The following is a 14,810-nucleotide window of genomic DNA, read 5'->3' on the forward strand; positions in this document are numbered from 1 at the left end:
GGAGAGATTAGAGGAAGAATCCAAACAAGAACAAGCAAGCAAACTCGAAGAGTAATAACTAAGGTGCGCCAGCTCGAGTAGTTGGCGCACTCAGATCATTTATCGAAATACTCTACTTCCTCAGTTTCTTTCATTTCAGGCATCCAATCTCCATCATTCCAAATTTCTTCCAGCGTTTCTTCAATGTAGGTTTTCTTTTCGTTCTTACCAAGGCCATCAATAGAAACATTAGCTTGAGATCCCCAACTAATATCGATATTTAAATCAGGGTATTTGGGGTTCAATCTTTTTGTGATCTCATTTCTCAATGCGTCGAAAGTCCCCATAGGTAATTTACCTTTCATGCTTGCAGCGAAGCGAACTTTAATAGTAACCATCGTACATTCTCCTTACATAAAGTGCTGTATATAAAAACAGTTAAATAATAACTGTGATTATATACAGTAAAATATTAATGGAGATCAAGAAATAAGGTAAAATTTATCTTATGGCTAAGAAAATGACTTCCCCAAAACCATTTAAATAATATCGTTAAATCAAGAGGTTAAATGATAGTTGAAAATGGCATAAGACCAAGGGTTAATGCCATTTAAATAATTATGAATCAATAAGTTAAGTTATTATTAAGCGCATGAATAAAATATAAATATAGAATTTACTTTCTAAAAACAAAATTAGCTAAAAGTAAAAAGTTAATAAAAAATTGTTATCAATTGTATGTATAGTGAGTAAGCATTTTAATTATTAGAGTATTTTGCATGAAATGCTTCCTAACTAAATGTTTTCATTTATAAAATTATTAATTAAGTTAATGTATAGATAGTATGTTATAGTACATTAAATAATCATGCCTCATTGCTGTAAAAGCAAATCTTGCCTTCGCAAGCTTTTATCTAACAAATAGATGCGGTATCCAAGGGAAGTAATTCCTAAGGGATTGCCTATGAATTTATCTACATTGTACCGAAACATTTTATCGCTTACAGGGAATGCTTTAATAATAGTTGTATTACTGCTAGCTGCATTTTCACTTGTATACTGGATGTAAAACTATTCTGCAGATCACGGAAATAAAAGGTATTTAGCCTCTGAAAACTAAGTGTAGAGGCTTAAAAGCATCAATGATGGGGATTGTTAGTGCGCTTCCTCGCGTATAGCTTAATGGAGAAAAAATGAACTATTACATTCAGACAATGATGGAACCACAGGGTACTTATAAAATGCATAAGATTGGATGTAAGAATATGCCTATAGCTGTAAATAGATTTTATCTTGGTAACTTTTTAAATGCTATGCAAGCGATTAAAATGGCTAAAAAATCAGGTTATGAAGTTGTAAAAATATGCTCTAGCTGTATAAATAGTGGTATAACGTATTAAAATAAATCGCTAAATATTACTTTTTAATTTGCATTTATAATATCAATAGTAAGCTCTTCTGAAAAAGGAGTAAAATATAAAATTTGCTATTATTGTGTTTGTGTGGCCTAATGGTTTAACTGGTTTGGAAGTACAGGCCTATTTATGCTAGTCAGTTTAAAGTCGTTCACCATTTAGTGTTATCTAAGATACCCTTCATTGCGAATTCCTTCTAATTAATTCCCATAAGTAAAAATAAAAAACAAACCTAATATGCCTTATGGCAAACTTAAAAAATTAAAGGAAATTCTATGTCTAATACAATGACTGGTTCAGTAAAATGGTTTAACGACGATAAAGGTTTTGGTTTCATTACTCCAGCTGATGGCTCTAAAGATGTATTTGTTCATTTCTCTGCAATTCAGAGTGATAACTTCAAATCTTTAATTGAAGGTCAGCAAGTTTCATTCATCATTGAAAATGGTGCAAAAGGTCCTGCTGCAGGACAAGTGGTGGCGCTTTAAAGACACTATAAAAGTCTATCTGTACTTTAAATGTCCTTGCTGTAGTGGATCTCAATATAGAACCTCACAGTTTGATATTTCAGTAAATAATCCACATGGCGCTAAATGCATTTTTTGCAAAAGCTCAATGAAAGCAAAAGTTTGCTGATTAAAATTTCGATAGTACTTAAAACCTCGTTACAACGAGGTTTTTTTATTTAAATCGTATTTATTTAAATGGATGTGTTAAGGTTAAGGAATAATTATACCTCATTGCTATGAATAGCAAATCTTGCATCCGCAAGCTTTTATCTAAAAATAAATGTGGTATCCAAGGGATATTTACCCAAGGTATACTAATGAAAAAGCAAACAGTTCAGTGTTTAGTTGTAACTATTTATAAGAACATACTCATTTTGGCTGTGTTAACTATAGCGGTCCTTGGTGCAATTTATTTCTTTGATACGCCATCATTAAATAAGCTTGGTAATGGGTATGTGTTTTCTAACAATTAACTCATAAGGTGTATTCTGTGAACTGGTTTCCTCTTTATCGACGTATTGTTATATATTCAGGAAATATATTTGTAGTAATTATATTAGTAGGGATATTAATTTTGATTGCTTCATATGTAGTTAATTTATTTAAATAATTTTTCCCCACCATTAACTCAACTGGAAGAGTATTTAGCCTTATTAAGTCTAAGAGTCGAGGTTCGATACCTCGATGGTGGTCCATTTCCTTAATTAATGATATTACTATTTAATATCAAAGGATTAATATCCTGTGGGTGTATCATGTCAGGCCTAAGTCAATCCAAATTGATTTGTAGAATCTTGCAGTGGATTAGTAGTGCCGCATTACTTTTACTTGCTGTTATATTAATAGCATTTTTAATAAAAGAAACTGTTGTATTAGCAGGGTTGTTATTTACAGCTAATGATTCCATTTCAATTTACTTATTAGTAGATGGTCTTATTGTTTATTTTTTATACTTTGAGTTCATTGCATTGATTATTAAATATTTTCAATCTAACTATCATTTTCCATTACAGTATTTTATCTATATTGCAATTACTGCAGTAATTAGGTTAATAGTGGTTGAGCATAAAGATCCACAACTCTTCATTATTTACTCGATATCAATATTAGTACTTATTTTTGCTCTATATGTTTCTAATGCAGATAGGTTAAAGCCCAAAGAATGAGTTTTTATAAAATAAATAAGTAGCTTAATGATAAGCTATAGTAGGAAGGTTGATCTAAACAAGTAAAACAATTGTTAATATTACATGTATTATAGCTAGCTATCGTATAGAAATAAGAACGTATCAAACTATAAAATAATTAATAAACTAAAAATCAGAAAATGTTTGAATATGAAAAATATTAAATGAATCCTTGAATTTTTACAGAAAAATTAATTATAGTAAAACTATACAAATCTTATCTGGGAATTACGTTAACTAAGTGATACTGTTAAGAGAATACTCAGAGGTGATTATGGATACGGATAAAGATGTAATTTATATGCGAATATGTCAAGTAGTTGGTCGGGCTGTTATGTTGCTAAATGAGTCAAAGCACAACATTACTGGAGAGCGCATATCTGCGATTTTAAAAGAGCAAAAAGAAAGTGAGCAAGAGAAACAAATGATAACCATATATGCGATTGCAATTGATTTAATGGATTCTAGGTGAACGAATTAATTTCTATATATTATCAATGAATTAAAAACCTCTATTTTTGCTATGTAAAAGATAAAATATTAATGATAACGTCATAAATATCAGATGATTAATATAGCCATATACTGTTTTGTAATGTGAAATGACGGGAAGCGATATCCGATTTATTTAACACAAAATAATGTTTTTCTAAAAAAGTTATAAAAGGTACTTATTCAGAGTAAACCTTTAAGTTTTTGTCTCCATCAGCTTTGTGCCATGAGCGGAAATTCAAACGGACGCTGTAAATAATTAAAAAAGTCCGATATAATGGAGCGCAGCAGTGAATATGATTTATTTCTTAGAAGAAATATCATCAGAAGTGTTCTAATAGCTTATCTTGATAGATGTGATAAGTTCTACTATCCCAATTCTTTGCTGAATAGGCATGAAAGTATCATTAGAACCATAACGTTATGATAATGTCAGTAGAATTATTTTATTCATGCATTTTTTCATAAGGGACCTGTATTTGATTTTAGAATTTAAAAGACTAACAGAGGTCAATGTTAGCAATATTATTACGCTCAATAACCATCCTGATGTATTACGGCACATGCCATTGGGAAGCCCCGATTTTAACTACCAAAAGTGTATAGAATGGGTGGCACAAAAAGATGCTCAATGGAAAGAACATGGTTATGGCCCGTGGGCAATTATGATTAATGAGCATTTTGCTGGGTGGGGGGGATTACAATATGAAGACGGTGATGCAGACCTTGCCCTGGTGCTTCACCCAGATTATTGGGGGGCAGGTAAAATAATCTATGACGAAATTATCAGACGTGCTTTCTGTGAGATGAAACTAGAAAGCATCACTATTTTACTGCCCTTGAGTAGGGTAAAAATTAAAACTATTTTACGGTTGGGTTTTCAACCTGATGGTGAAGTGATGTTTGATAGCATATGTTTTCGTCGGTTCCGCTTATTAGCAACGCAAGAGCCTATATAAAGTAGGTTGTTACCTAAAAATGCATTAGCGGTCGCGCTAACCATGCATTCCTGAACAGGGATAATTATGAACGTCCGCTTATTGTTCAAACCAGACACTCGAGTTTAGCTGTCTAATTAAAGCAAAGATAATTTAAGCGATTAGAAAAGACGATTATTGTGATGGGTTAATTGTGTTAAAATTGATTAATTTCCACTCAATGTTTGAGAAATAGCAGTTATCAAAACTAAATTAATCATTTATGTTATCAATGACTTAAAACTCTCTGTTTTTATCATGAAAAAGATAAAATATTTATAGTAATATGATAAATATCAGATGGTTATGATTAATGTATCTATATACTGCTGCGCCACATGGGGTGGGTTGAAGCGGCAGACTTAATCGTTAAAGGTATGGAAGGCGCAATCGCGGCTAAGACTGTAACTTACGATTTCGAACGTCAATTAGAAGGCGCTAAATTACTGAAATGTAGCGAATTCGGTGACGCAATCATCAAACACATGTAATTTACTGCATAGTGTAATTAATAACGGGAACTTAATAGTTCCCGTTTTTTATTGTCACATTTGAAACAGTTATCAAAATTAAATGTGTTTCATCATGCATTAATTTAAAAAAACAGTTTATTTTTCTATTTAACGGTATTCACATTTTAAATTTAGAATTATAGTGTTTTTTCCTTAACCTAAATTTAATGGGTAAAGCTCATGGATACGGAAAAAGAAGATTCAAAAAACTATTCTAAGGTTATCATTGTGTAGTTTTCTTTTATTTATTAAAGGTAAGTATGAGTATGACTCAATTAATCACTCATGTTAGATAGTCTCTACGGGTTTACCATTTAATTAATGTCAAAAGCTAAAGGTTAGTAAAGAGAAACCTGATTTAGTAGAAACAAAAACAGCAGATAATGAAAAATAATAAATGTGCTACGAGCTAATTTTTAGAATGACACCATTATATTATGGCGTCATTCTAATTGAATATAGACGTTATTTTAATGAGTCAAAACTGGTCATTAAATTCCGATAGTCAGGTATATGGTTAGAGAATAGAGTACCTAAACCAACAATATCATTTCTCCAGTCCCTATGCAGTTCACAAGCCGCACCAAACCAGCTCATCATCTGAGCCCCTGCTTGGGACATTCTATCCCACGCAGCGTCTCGAGTGATTGGATTAAATGTGCCTGAAGCATCAGTGATAACAAACACTTCATATCCTTCCTCTAAGGCGGAGAGTGCAGGAAAGGCCACGCAAACTTCAGTAACAACACCAGCGATAATTAATTGTTTTTTTCCAGTTGCCTTCACGGCTTTTACAAAATCTTCATTATCCCAAGCATTGATTTGACCCGGTCTAGCAATATAGGGCGCATCAGGAAACATTTCCTTTAATTCAGGAACTAGCGGTCCGTTTGGACCATTTTCAAATGAAGTAGTGAGAATGGTGGGAAGATTAAAATATTTAGCTGAATCAGCTAAGGCTAATACGTTGTTTTTGAATTTATCAGGATCTTGGTCACGAACAAGGGAAAGCAGCCCAGCTTGATGATCTACGAGTAAAACAGCAGCATTATCTTTATCGAGTCGATTGTATTTAAAACTCATGTTAATTCTCCTAATTACCAGCGTTGAAATAGAATATCAATCTTAATTAGCCCTGATTGATATTTATACATACTAGCGGAAGAAATTTAGAATAATAGCGAATAAAGACAATCAAAGGATCCAAATAAATTGAATGACTTTTCCCTACAGACTAAATAATTAGCCTGAGCTCAATCGAACATCTACCTCAATAAGCTGCTTAGTGTGGCTTTTTAATGGATTAAAATATTCCAAAAAAATAAAAAAAGCCTTAACAGCAACAGCGGTTAAGGCAAAAAGGTTACAAAACCTCACATTTCCATTTGTACACAGCAGTTTCCATCTACACACTGAGTAATCAGTGCGGGATAAATATATTCAAGATTAATTTAGTTGTAAAACTGTTATTAATGGTAATTTAAATCACCAAAACAGGTAAGTGGTGAAAGTTCTCATTCAGACTCAACGTAACTGATTGGATTTATTATATATGCTACCTCATATTCCTCGCGCGTGCTGTAAGTACGGTTGAGGTAAGATAACCACTGGTCGTAGTAACCACTGGCTCTCTCATATGAACACAGGGAAGGAGTCTTACACGCTAGGTAAAAGCCGTCATGGCGTGAGTTTTATCCGTGTTCATATTGTTCCAAATGTATGTACCACACAATGATGATAGATGGGTTTTATAGAAACTGGTTATATGTATTTAATTACAATATAACTCGGAGTGTATAATGACGAGAGTTTCATTATCTAAGAATTCACCTAATGCCTATAATAAGTTGATTGAGATTAGTAATAATATTGATGAGCAAGCAATATCATTAGGATTAGATGTCGGTTTTATTCATTTGCTTAAATTGAGAATATCTCAAATTAACGGATGCGCATTTTGCGTGAGACTTCATACTCAAGATGCGCAAAAGTGTGATGTTAGTATTGATAAAATCGCACTGGTTACAGTGTGGGAAGAAGCTGGTTATTTCTCACAAAAAGAAAAAGCGGCGTTCTTATTGGCTGAATCAGTCAATATGATCCATGCTGGGCATATACCTACCGAAATTTATGAAAAAGCCGCAGAATATTGGAGTGAGGAGCAGCTAGCATTAATCGAATGGTTATCTATTATCATTGGTTCTTTTAATCGTATTGCCATTGCTAGCCGCTATAGTGTGAAGCCATAATAATGTTTAGTTTTTAAACTCGGATGGCTGCCAGTGTGCAGCCTTTTTTAATAACAAAAATACTTAATCTATACACTCTAGCCCTTATTATTTCATTTATTAGGTAGATTTATAAAGGCTAGTCAATTTCCGATGGTTTTGACTTTTTATGTCAAGAATATTAGGAATAAAACTTGTAGCTAAATTATCGCATAGGCTTTCATTTCGGTAGGGCATTCTGCATGGATGAAATTATTAAGACGTAATTTTCATATTATCTAAAGATTATCCTAATACGAAATTTTCAAGGAAAAGATATACGTATAAGTACGTATTTTGATTTAGTGTCAGATTGAAAATGACGCTGGAAGTTAGTTTGATAAATGTTAAGATGATAAAGAATATTTATAGTAAAAATAATAATGTAAACAAAAATTAGAAAAACAGCTTTAAACTTCAGAACACAGCAAATGAGCATATTGAGGTATAAGAATTATATGAATAACAAATGCATAGTTTCAATTATTCAATTCGCGCTATTTTCTGCCTCTTTCCAGTCACTGGCATTTCAAAAAGATGAGTATAATCCAATTGTATTTAATTTTGCTCAACTCTATGATTTTAATCCAGTTAAAGGTAATGTTAAAGAGTTAAATACGATGGTTTACAATGATGATGAAACCATTAATTATCAGTCAACTTTAAATATTGGTCGTGATGGCTGTGTTGATAGTTTTTCTTTCAGTCAAAAGAAAGATGAGCATTTAAATAGCATAGATAACTGGCTTTTAGTCAAACGCGAAAAAAACAAATTAGTGGGCTCAGATGCTAATGGTCCAGTCGAAATGGAAGTTGCAGCAAATTGTTTGATTGTTTCAAGAGCTGATAGTAATGGTAAGTTAATATACCAGTATAACAATGATGGAATCATCATAGGTTCGATGAATGCTGAGCCGAGAGTTCAATACAGTAAAAATACATACAATAAGAATAAACTGCCTGAGACTATAAAATATTATAAAGATAATGTTGTATTCTCTGAAACTATTCTTAGCTATGGAAACGATATTACAAAGCCATTTGACCTTCAAATGGAAATAAAAGCATTAGGTTTACCTATTCTATTTGTTGACTCCAAGTGTGATTATGACAAGCAAAATATCGCCCATAGGTGCAATTTTATACTTACGGTAGTATCTAATGGAAAAATGATGAAGCTACCGAAAAGAAGCACAACGGAAGCAGTATTTTACTAGTTGGAATCGACGAGAAAAATGAATAGAACAAAGAAAATCTTAATATGTGGAGAAATCGCCCCTTAAATTTATAAGGGGCAGTGATATTATGCTTTTGGATCTGGGCCAAAACGGTTATCGCCTTTAGTACCGTCTAAGCACATAAAAACGAGTAATACAATTCCACCAAAAGGAATGAAAGCTATCAGATACCACCAGCCTGATTTTTCAGTGTCATGCAAACGGCGTACAGAAACAGCAATAGATGGAACGATAGTGGCTAGAGCATAAATTCCCAGTAAAATTCCTACAATAATTCCTAAACCACCTACTTCACCCGTCGTGTAATCAATAGATGAAAACATTAATGAGTATAACACCATAATAATAATGGTATTGATTAAAGTGAACATCCAATATTCTTGACGTCTAGCGCGTCCTTCGAAATTAGCATAGTTATTTTTGATGACTTCTAAATACCAATTCATGTTTATTCCTTAACGAAGATTTGAGTTGTGAGTATAGGTAGAGTTTAAATTTGTGTAAATCAGCATTATCTGTATATTTCAACCTAACAGTAAGAAAACTCTCAATAAATCATTTTTTTATTAACTAGAACTACCTATTGAAAATGCATATTTTCAAAACTTTACATTAATTTTAGCAGCTAATTCTGTTTTATTAAAAGATTATGCTGATTTTTTATTGTGAAAAATTCCCCTGTAAGAAGGAATAAAAATAGTGTAATCCTCGATTTGAGAAACAAACATAAATTAGGATGGTTGAGAGAAATAATAGTCTAAAACCCACAGCAATATGTAACCAAGTAAAATAGAACTCAATTCCTTCCGTTGGGATAACACCATTTTTGCTAACGAACATCCAATTACTAATGATGATCTGTGTAATAACCAGAAACAGGATCAGGCAGTGTGTTAATTGAACAATAGAGGTTGATAAAGACCAAAGAACTGCCAAATAGATTTAAGTAATTTCATATAATTCAATAAAATAATTAAGTTTTCTATGTTTTATCCCTTCTGTTTATGAGCTTCAACAGATTTATTGTAGTAATAGAAATTAGCTGAGTTAGCTTGTGAAAGGTCAGTGAGAAGAATTATTAGTTAATAGTGTTTAGATGGTTGAAAACGGGAGGAACGACCCGAATATAGTGTCAATAAATGAAGAAAAATATCTTACCAAAGGTTAATTATGGACAAAATAGCATTTGTAGAACGAGCATTAAACTCAGTTTTGGGTGAAAAGCTGGGGGATTTAGAGGTCATAAAACAATATTTCTCATCGGATTATGTACAAGTCGTTGATGGGAAGCAAATTGACTTTACTCTGTTTTATGCCCATATGAGAGCGTTAAAGGAAGCGACAGAAAATATCTCTATTGAAATAAAATCTATTGCGGAAGGTAAAAATTGCGTTCATACACAGCATATTGCTAGAGCGGTGAAAAAAGATGGCTCTACGAGTGAATTTGAAGTATTTGCTTGCTTTCAATTAATGAATGGAAAGATTATTCGTTGTGAGGAACTGACAAGAATGCTTGCAGGTTCAAAACATGATAATGATCTAGGCTCAAGAACATAAAAGAATACAGGTTCAATCAAAATAAAAAAATGCCGCTAATTAGCGGCATAGTGTAGAAATTCAATCATGCAGGATAGGTCAATTGCATGCCTGTTCCAACTTCTTGGACAGGTGCATGTCTGGACAAATGAATTTTAGCCGCCAAATCAGTACAATGACATGGGTGAATATGTAATAAATTCTGTTTTTTAAAATATTCGCTAGTCTGGTTTAGCAATTCCTCAGAGGCTTTTTGTAAATGAAAACCGCCGATAACAGTCACTATTTTATCTATTTTAGTCACTCGCTTTGCATGTTCGACAATATTACAGATCCCTGAGTGTGAACACCCTGTAATAACGATTAACCCTTCAGAGGTTTTTATCGCTAGGGCGCTGTCATCGAGAACATAATCGTCAACACTATTGTTGTTATCATCAATTGTTTTTCCTACAGGCTCTTTTCCTTCAAAAGTGTTATCTCTCGGAATTTCACCTAAAAAAATGACATTCTCAGAGAGATAATAAGCTTCTTTAGTTTCAATTGTGTCAAAGTAGGCAGTTAGAACATTCTTGGGGGTATTCGCACCAATGACTTTGGAGTGATAACTTTTTGGTTGTAATGCATCTGGATGATAAATTAATTTTTTGGTTTGCTGTGATTCAACATTTCGACGATCTAAATACTGAATAAGGTGGTTAATGCCCCAAGTATGGTCATTGTGGCCATGGGAAAGAACAAGATCAGTAATTTGAGCAAGGTCGATATTTAAGATATTGGCATTATCGATGAAGACATCTGAATAGCCAGTATCAAATAGGATTTTCTTACCATCAACTTCAATGTGATAACAAACGGCGGGCTCGCCACAGAAATAGCTATCAATTAATGTGTTGTTATCAACCAGTACAGAAATTTTTATTGTCATTTTTATCTCTTAAGTTAGTTCTTAATCGAGGTAGTTATATCAGAATAAAAGCAAAAAATATTCAATGATGGATAAACATTGGGAACGTGAAAGATTAGGCGTTTAAATATGTGATCGAAGAAGGTATGTTTGCGAAAGTGATCTAGCTAGTGTGAAGGATTTAGAGTGATAATAGGTAAAAATACAATTGATAATGTAGAGTTTGCCATGTTTGCTTTATTAATAAAATGCTTGTTTGGCGCATTAGCCGTGTTGATTATTGCGGTATTATCACGCAGCAAAGTTTACTATATTGCTGGATTAGTGCCATTATTTCCCACTTTTGCTTTGATTGCTCATGTCATTGTGGTCCAGGAACAGGGCGTTGAAGCATTAAGAAAAACTGCACTATTTGGCTTGTGGTCGTTAATTCCATATGCCATGTACTTAGTCACCGTTTATGTATTTGCAACAAAATTAACCCCTTGGATTTGCTTAAGTTTAGCCACTTTAGTTTGGGTGATTACAGCAGCTGTTTTAGTTTATTTTTGGCAGATGACTCAGTAAATAGGGTAAGGCTGACGCTTTTCAGGTGTTAATTAAATAAAAAGTGCGATTCTTGACATTTAAATCTAAATACAATGATTATGTGTTTAATTTACACTCGAATTATTTTTTAGACGATTTATAATAATAGTCAGTGTTTCCCAATCAGTCATTTATAGAGAAAAATGTTACTAAGAGTCCTAGTATTATTACTAGTTGCTGGTTGTTCCTACATAGCGGGTGTGATGACAGAAGTTTCTTCAAATACTGAGATGGACGCCGAGAGTAAAGTTAAAAGCGCCGTTGAAGATTTTCTTATCTATCCTTCTACAGCAACATACAAAAATGTTAAGTATCATGTCCTGAATCAAAATGAGGAGGGGGATGAGACGGGATATTATTGTGGCGAGGTTTTTGGTTTTGAAGATGGTTTACCTTATGGATATAAACGATTTATTGTTCGCTTACATAAAAATGCAGAAGGTAAAACAATAGTATCCATCCCATTAGTTGAAAAAGTTGATGATATTGTACCTGTTGAGCAATTTGATCCTATTTGGGAGCGATATTGTAATCGGTAACAAATCAAAGAGGGCGGGTTAATTTTTTAGTATTTAACCTGCCTCTTCATTTTATGGTTTCATGGCTAACGTCGCTAGGAATGTAGGCAAAAAATTGTCGATAACAAAGCGAGGATTTGGCTGCCAGTCCTCTTGAAAACCTGTAATAGTAAAGCCTGCTTGTATTTGCCCACCAATTAAATCAGTGAGTGAATGACCAAAAACAAATGCCTCTTGCTTCTCTTGTTTTGCCGCTATCTGTTCTGAGGATAGATTATCTAATTCAGAAAATGGCATGGTGTAGCGAGGTTTAATAATGGTGTTTTCTTCTGGACGCTTTTCTCTATCATCAATAAAAACCACTGGATTGAAAAAGCTTGAAAGTAAACGACCTTGCGGTTTAAGCACGCGAAAACATTCCTGCCAGACAGGATTTACATCAGGAATATATAAGTTTGAAATAGGATGAAAAATAATATCAAACATATTATCTGCAAACACAGTGAGATTGCGCATATCTCCTTGTACAACATTCAATTCTAAATTATCCCGTTCAGCAACCATCTTATCTTGTTCTAATTGTTTCACGGATAAATCAAAAACAGTCACAATCGCACCTGCAGCAGCTAGAACTGGCGCTTGCTGCCCACCAGCCGATGCTAAACAAAGAATGTGTTTTCCTTTTACGTCACCAAGCCAAGTTTTATTCAGAGGGGAGGGTGTTAGATGGATTTGCCAGTTTCCCTTTTTTGCTTTTTCAATTGTTTTTGAATCAACTGGAATAGACCATGCTTGTTGCGATATTGCTTGTTTATCCCAAGCTTGTTGATTAGCGGTAATATAATCCGTCATAAATTGTACCTTTAAATACATTAATTGGTGTTATTGTAATCATGAAAAGATTAAAGTAAATCAAAATGTACTAATAAATACACTTTCATGTGTGGGAATAAATGCAATCTATGTGTGGCAGTGCTAGAAAATAGGGCGTGAATTTAATTAGATTGATTTAGGAAGGTGATTGAAATCATAGTGGGTTATTCGCATAATATGGGTCTATTCGAACTTTCAATTGGTTCATCATGTTAGCAAAATTTTATCCTGTCATATTGTTGGTTATATCCAATGTATTTATGATGTTCGCTTGGTATGGGCATCTAAAATTTACTAATAAGCCTTTGTATATCGTTATTTTTGTCAGTTGGCTAATTGCATTTGTAGAATACTGTTTTGCAGTGCCAGCGAATCGCTTAGGTCATCAGTATTACAGTGCTGCTGAGTTAAAAACGATGCAGGAAGTGATTACATTATGTGTGTTTGTTGGATTCTCTGTGCTTTATTTGGGGGAAAGCCTGACAATTAATCACATTATTGGCTTCATCCTCATTTTTGCAGGGGCATTCTTTATTTTTAAAGGACCTTTTTAATTCAAAGCATCTTCTCAGAGTAGAAGATGCTTTGTCGATAAGTTAAGTGCTCTCTACACCCAGCCTTTTTGGCGAAATTCTTTCAGCACGGCTACGAATTGTTCCATTTCTTGTGGCGTTCCTAGTGTTAAGCGATTCCAACCAACAACAGGTGGAAATTCTCTACCGACCATGATATTGGCATCTTGCATGTGTTGCTTATAAGCTTTTACATCACCTTTTACTTTATGGAAAATAAAGTTAGCTTGTGATGGTGCATATTCCAAGCCTAATTCATTCAACGCCGTTTCTACGATTTTTCGTGAAAGATTGTTGGATTGCAGGCTGTATTCGAGGAATTTATGATCTTTTAATGAGGCAATTGCAGCTGCTGCCCCCGCTGTATTGGTATTATCAATGGAGATAAATTCATCCACAGAAGCGATAACGTCAGGAGCTGCAATACCATAGCCTACACGCAGACCAGCTAATGCATAAATTTTTGAGAAAGTGCGCGTCACAATCAGATTTTTTTGTCCTGCCTTTACCAACTCAATCGCACTGATAAATTGAGGGTCTTGAACAAACTCTGCATAGGCTTCATCGACAATAAAGAATTGTTTATCTGACTCTTTTTTCATCCAACTATCAAGATGGCTATGAGGTGTGATCATTGCCGTTGGGTTATTTGGGTTACAAATATAGATAATGGAGAGACCATCGAAGCTATTTGCCAGCTGTTCCATTTTTACCAGGTCAAAACTGAGATCCGATTTTAGTGGAACTTTCGTGATTTCAACACCCAATGGTAGCGCATAGAGCTCAGCATAGTTAAAGGTTGGATCCGGCGTGACGAGCTGAATTTTTATGTTCTGTTTTCTTGCTTTATTCGCCAGCATAGCAACCGCTGCTTGAATGGTTTCTGATGAACCATTTCCTAAGGTGACGTTTTTACCTTCTAAACCATGTAGCGTACCGACGTTATTAATAAGTTCGGAACGTGCTGCATCAGGGTAACGGAATGCGCCAGGTAAAGCGTCAATGACAGCTTTTTGAGCGCTCGGTGACATTCCTAACGAATTTTCATTAAAGTTTAATAATAAAGGATGTTGAATACTCGGCGCTGCTAATGTCGCCGTTTTTGCACTTGCTTGATTTAAAACGGAATTTAGTGCTAGTCCACCTGCGATAAGTGAACTTGATCTTAAAAATGAACGACGATCCATAGTGTGTCCCTGAAATATATTTTTAAAGTCTAATTAGATTACTCGAAATA

At 33.8% G+C, this 14,810-nt stretch carries 17 protein-coding genes, 1 tRNA gene and 2 pseudogenes; 14 read left to right on the top strand and 6 right to left on the bottom strand.

Annotated features, from left to right (window positions below):
- Positions 1–95 precede the first annotated feature (95 nt).
- Positions 96–377, bottom strand: a complete 282-nt coding sequence (locus PR795_RS12065; protein WP_154628561.1) for a DinI-like family protein — start codon at positions 375–377, stop codon at positions 96–98.
- A gap of 795 nt (positions 378–1,172) precedes the next feature.
- Here PR795_RS12065 and PR795_RS12070 point away from each other — a divergent pair.
- The 8 genes and pseudogenes from PR795_RS12070 to PR795_RS12105 form a co-directional block, all read left to right on the top strand.
- Positions 1,173–1,379: a hypothetical protein gene (locus PR795_RS12070; RefSeq protein WP_154609462.1), complete on the top strand. Its 207-nt coding sequence runs from the start codon at positions 1,173–1,175 to the stop codon at positions 1,377–1,379.
- 290 nt (positions 1,380–1,669) lie between these two features.
- A complete protein-coding gene (gene cspE / locus PR795_RS12075) occupies positions 1,670–1,882 on the top strand; it encodes a transcription antiterminator/RNA stability regulator CspE (protein ID WP_036975560.1) in 213 nt (70 codons plus the stop codon).
- Positions 1,839–2,012 (top strand): annotated as a pseudogene (gene ymcF / locus PR795_RS12080) (cold shock small protein YmcF); the annotation flags it as partial. The gene cspE and the pseudogene ymcF, both read left to right, overlap by 44 nt.
- A 508-nt stretch (positions 2,013–2,520) precedes the next feature.
- Positions 2,521–2,598 (top strand) — tRNA-Asn (locus tag PR795_RS12085).
- Between the two features lie 60 nt (positions 2,599–2,658).
- Entirely contained in the window at positions 2,659–3,069 is a 411-nt protein-coding gene (gene psiE / locus PR795_RS12090; protein WP_036975563.1) for a phosphate-starvation-inducible protein PsiE, read from the top strand.
- A 295-nt stretch (positions 3,070–3,364) separates the two neighbouring features.
- Entirely contained in the window at positions 3,365–3,562 is a 198-nt protein-coding gene (locus tag PR795_RS12095; RefSeq protein WP_132496092.1) for a DUF2767 family protein, read from the top strand.
- Positions 3,563–4,061: 499 nt separating this feature from the next.
- Entirely contained in the window at positions 4,062–4,541 is a 480-nt protein-coding gene (locus PR795_RS12100) for a GNAT family N-acetyltransferase (RefSeq protein WP_036979447.1), read from the top strand.
- Positions 4,542–4,882: 341 nt separating this feature from the next.
- Positions 4,883–5,050: pseudogene (locus PR795_RS12105) on the top strand (NADP-dependent isocitrate dehydrogenase); the annotation flags it as partial.
- 486 nt (positions 5,051–5,536) lie between these two features.
- Here PR795_RS12105 and ycaC read toward each other — a convergent pair.
- Positions 5,537–6,154 carry an isochorismate family cysteine hydrolase YcaC gene (gene ycaC / locus PR795_RS12110; RefSeq protein ID WP_006658954.1) on the bottom strand — a complete coding sequence of 206 codons (618 nt, stop codon included), beginning with the start codon at positions 6,152–6,154 and terminating at the stop codon, positions 5,537–5,539.
- Positions 6,155–6,870: 716 nt separating this feature from the next.
- Here ycaC and PR795_RS12115 point away from each other — a divergent pair.
- Both PR795_RS12115 and PR795_RS12120 read left to right on the top strand, forming a co-directional pair.
- Entirely contained in the window at positions 6,871–7,320 is a 450-nt protein-coding gene (locus PR795_RS12115; RefSeq protein ID WP_006658953.1) for a carboxymuconolactone decarboxylase family protein, read from the top strand.
- Between the two features lie 476 nt (positions 7,321–7,796).
- Positions 7,797–8,555, top strand: a complete 759-nt coding sequence (locus tag PR795_RS12120; protein WP_036965888.1) for a YnfC family lipoprotein — start codon at positions 7,797–7,799, stop codon at positions 8,553–8,555.
- Between the two features lie 86 nt (positions 8,556–8,641).
- On the opposite strand, the gene PR795_RS12125 is transcribed toward PR795_RS12120, so the two are convergent.
- Complete coding sequence (locus tag PR795_RS12125) at positions 8,642–9,022, bottom strand: DUF805 domain-containing protein (protein WP_006658950.1); 381 nt, start codon at positions 9,020–9,022, stop codon at positions 8,642–8,644.
- A 724-nt stretch (positions 9,023–9,746) separates the two neighbouring features.
- On the opposite strand from PR795_RS12125, the gene PR795_RS12130 reads away from it, so the two are divergent.
- The gene (locus PR795_RS12130) at positions 9,747–10,136 is read left to right on the top strand and encodes a nuclear transport factor 2 family protein (RefSeq protein WP_006658948.1); all 390 of its coding nucleotides are present in this window, start codon (positions 9,747–9,749) and stop codon (positions 10,134–10,136) included.
- A gap of 64 nt (positions 10,137–10,200) precedes the next feature.
- Here PR795_RS12130 and PR795_RS12135 read toward each other — a convergent pair whose 3' ends face one another.
- Positions 10,201–11,043: an MBL fold metallo-hydrolase gene (locus PR795_RS12135; RefSeq protein ID WP_036965885.1), complete on the bottom strand. Its 843-nt coding sequence runs from the start codon at positions 11,041–11,043 to the stop codon at positions 10,201–10,203.
- A gap of 207 nt (positions 11,044–11,250) precedes the next feature.
- Between PR795_RS12135 and PR795_RS12140 the strand changes: the two genes are divergently transcribed.
- Together PR795_RS12140 and PR795_RS12145 are read left to right on the top strand one after the other, a co-directional pair.
- Positions 11,251–11,589, top strand: coding sequence for a GlpM family protein (locus PR795_RS12140; protein ID WP_036961450.1), 339 nt, complete (start codon positions 11,251–11,253; stop codon positions 11,587–11,589).
- A 224-nt stretch (positions 11,590–11,813) separates the two neighbouring features.
- Positions 11,814–12,149, top strand: coding sequence for a hypothetical protein (locus tag PR795_RS12145; protein WP_224063590.1), 336 nt, complete (start codon positions 11,814–11,816; stop codon positions 12,147–12,149).
- A gap of 51 nt (positions 12,150–12,200) precedes the next feature.
- On the opposite strand, the gene PR795_RS12150 is transcribed toward PR795_RS12145, so the two are convergent.
- Positions 12,201–12,980, bottom strand: coding sequence for a class I SAM-dependent methyltransferase (locus tag PR795_RS12150; RefSeq protein ID WP_006661576.1), 780 nt, complete (start codon positions 12,978–12,980; stop codon positions 12,201–12,203).
- Positions 12,981–13,210: 230 nt separating this feature from the next.
- Here PR795_RS12150 and PR795_RS12155 point away from each other — a divergent pair, with 230 nt between their 5' ends.
- On the top strand, positions 13,211–13,555 hold the full coding sequence (locus PR795_RS12155; RefSeq protein WP_006658943.1) for a DMT family protein: 345 nt from the start codon (positions 13,211–13,213) through the stop codon (positions 13,553–13,555).
- 53 nt (positions 13,556–13,608) lie between these two features.
- On the opposite strand, the gene PR795_RS12160 is transcribed toward PR795_RS12155, so the two are convergent.
- Positions 13,609–14,760, bottom strand: coding sequence for a pyridoxal phosphate-dependent aminotransferase (locus tag PR795_RS12160; protein WP_006658942.1), 1,152 nt, complete (start codon positions 14,758–14,760; stop codon positions 13,609–13,611).
- Positions 14,761–14,810: the final 50 nt, after the last annotated feature.

The sequence above is a fragment of the Providencia sp. PROV209 genome (genome assembly GCF_028479485.1).
In the GTDB taxonomy this organism is placed as follows: Bacteria; Pseudomonadota; Gammaproteobacteria; order Enterobacterales; family Enterobacteriaceae; genus Providencia; species Providencia alcalifaciens.

Excerpts from the sequence above, each read along its gene's own strand:
- PR795_RS12065 (WP_154628561.1), bottom strand. The coding sequence starts at position 377 with ATGGTTACTATTAAAGTTCGCTTCGCTGCAAGCATGAAAGGTAAATTA.
- PR795_RS12070 (WP_154609462.1), top strand. The coding sequence starts at position 1,173 with ATGAACTATTACATTCAGACAATGATGGAACCACAGGGTACTTATAAA.
- cspE (WP_036975560.1), top strand. The coding sequence starts at position 1,670 with ATGTCTAATACAATGACTGGTTCAGTAAAATGGTTTAACGACGATAAA.
- psiE (WP_036975563.1), top strand. The coding sequence starts at position 2,659 with ATGTCAGGCCTAAGTCAATCCAAATTGATTTGTAGAATCTTGCAGTGG.
- PR795_RS12095 (WP_132496092.1), top strand. The coding sequence starts at position 3,365 with ATGGATACGGATAAAGATGTAATTTATATGCGAATATGTCAAGTAGTT.
- ycaC (WP_006658954.1), bottom strand. The coding sequence starts at position 6,154 with ATGAGTTTTAAATACAATCGACTCGATAAAGATAATGCTGCTGTTTTA.
- PR795_RS12115 (WP_006658953.1), top strand. The coding sequence starts at position 6,871 with ATGACGAGAGTTTCATTATCTAAGAATTCACCTAATGCCTATAATAAG.
- PR795_RS12120 (WP_036965888.1), top strand. The coding sequence starts at position 7,797 with ATGAATAACAAATGCATAGTTTCAATTATTCAATTCGCGCTATTTTCT.
- PR795_RS12125 (WP_006658950.1), bottom strand. The coding sequence starts at position 9,022 with ATGAATTGGTATTTAGAAGTCATCAAAAATAACTATGCTAATTTCGAA.
- PR795_RS12130 (WP_006658948.1), top strand. The coding sequence starts at position 9,747 with ATGGACAAAATAGCATTTGTAGAACGAGCATTAAACTCAGTTTTGGGT.
- PR795_RS12135 (WP_036965885.1), bottom strand. The coding sequence starts at position 11,043 with ATGACAATAAAAATTTCTGTACTGGTTGATAACAACACATTAATTGAT.
- PR795_RS12140 (WP_036961450.1), top strand. The coding sequence starts at position 11,251 with ATGTTTGCTTTATTAATAAAATGCTTGTTTGGCGCATTAGCCGTGTTG.
- PR795_RS12145 (WP_224063590.1), top strand. The coding sequence starts at position 11,814 with ATGACAGAAGTTTCTTCAAATACTGAGATGGACGCCGAGAGTAAAGTT.
- PR795_RS12150 (WP_006661576.1), bottom strand. The coding sequence starts at position 12,980 with ATGACGGATTATATTACCGCTAATCAACAAGCTTGGGATAAACAAGCA.
- PR795_RS12155 (WP_006658943.1), top strand. The coding sequence starts at position 13,211 with ATGTTAGCAAAATTTTATCCTGTCATATTGTTGGTTATATCCAATGTA.
- PR795_RS12160 (WP_006658942.1), bottom strand. The coding sequence starts at position 14,760 with ATGGATCGTCGTTCATTTTTAAGATCAAGTTCACTTATCGCAGGTGGA.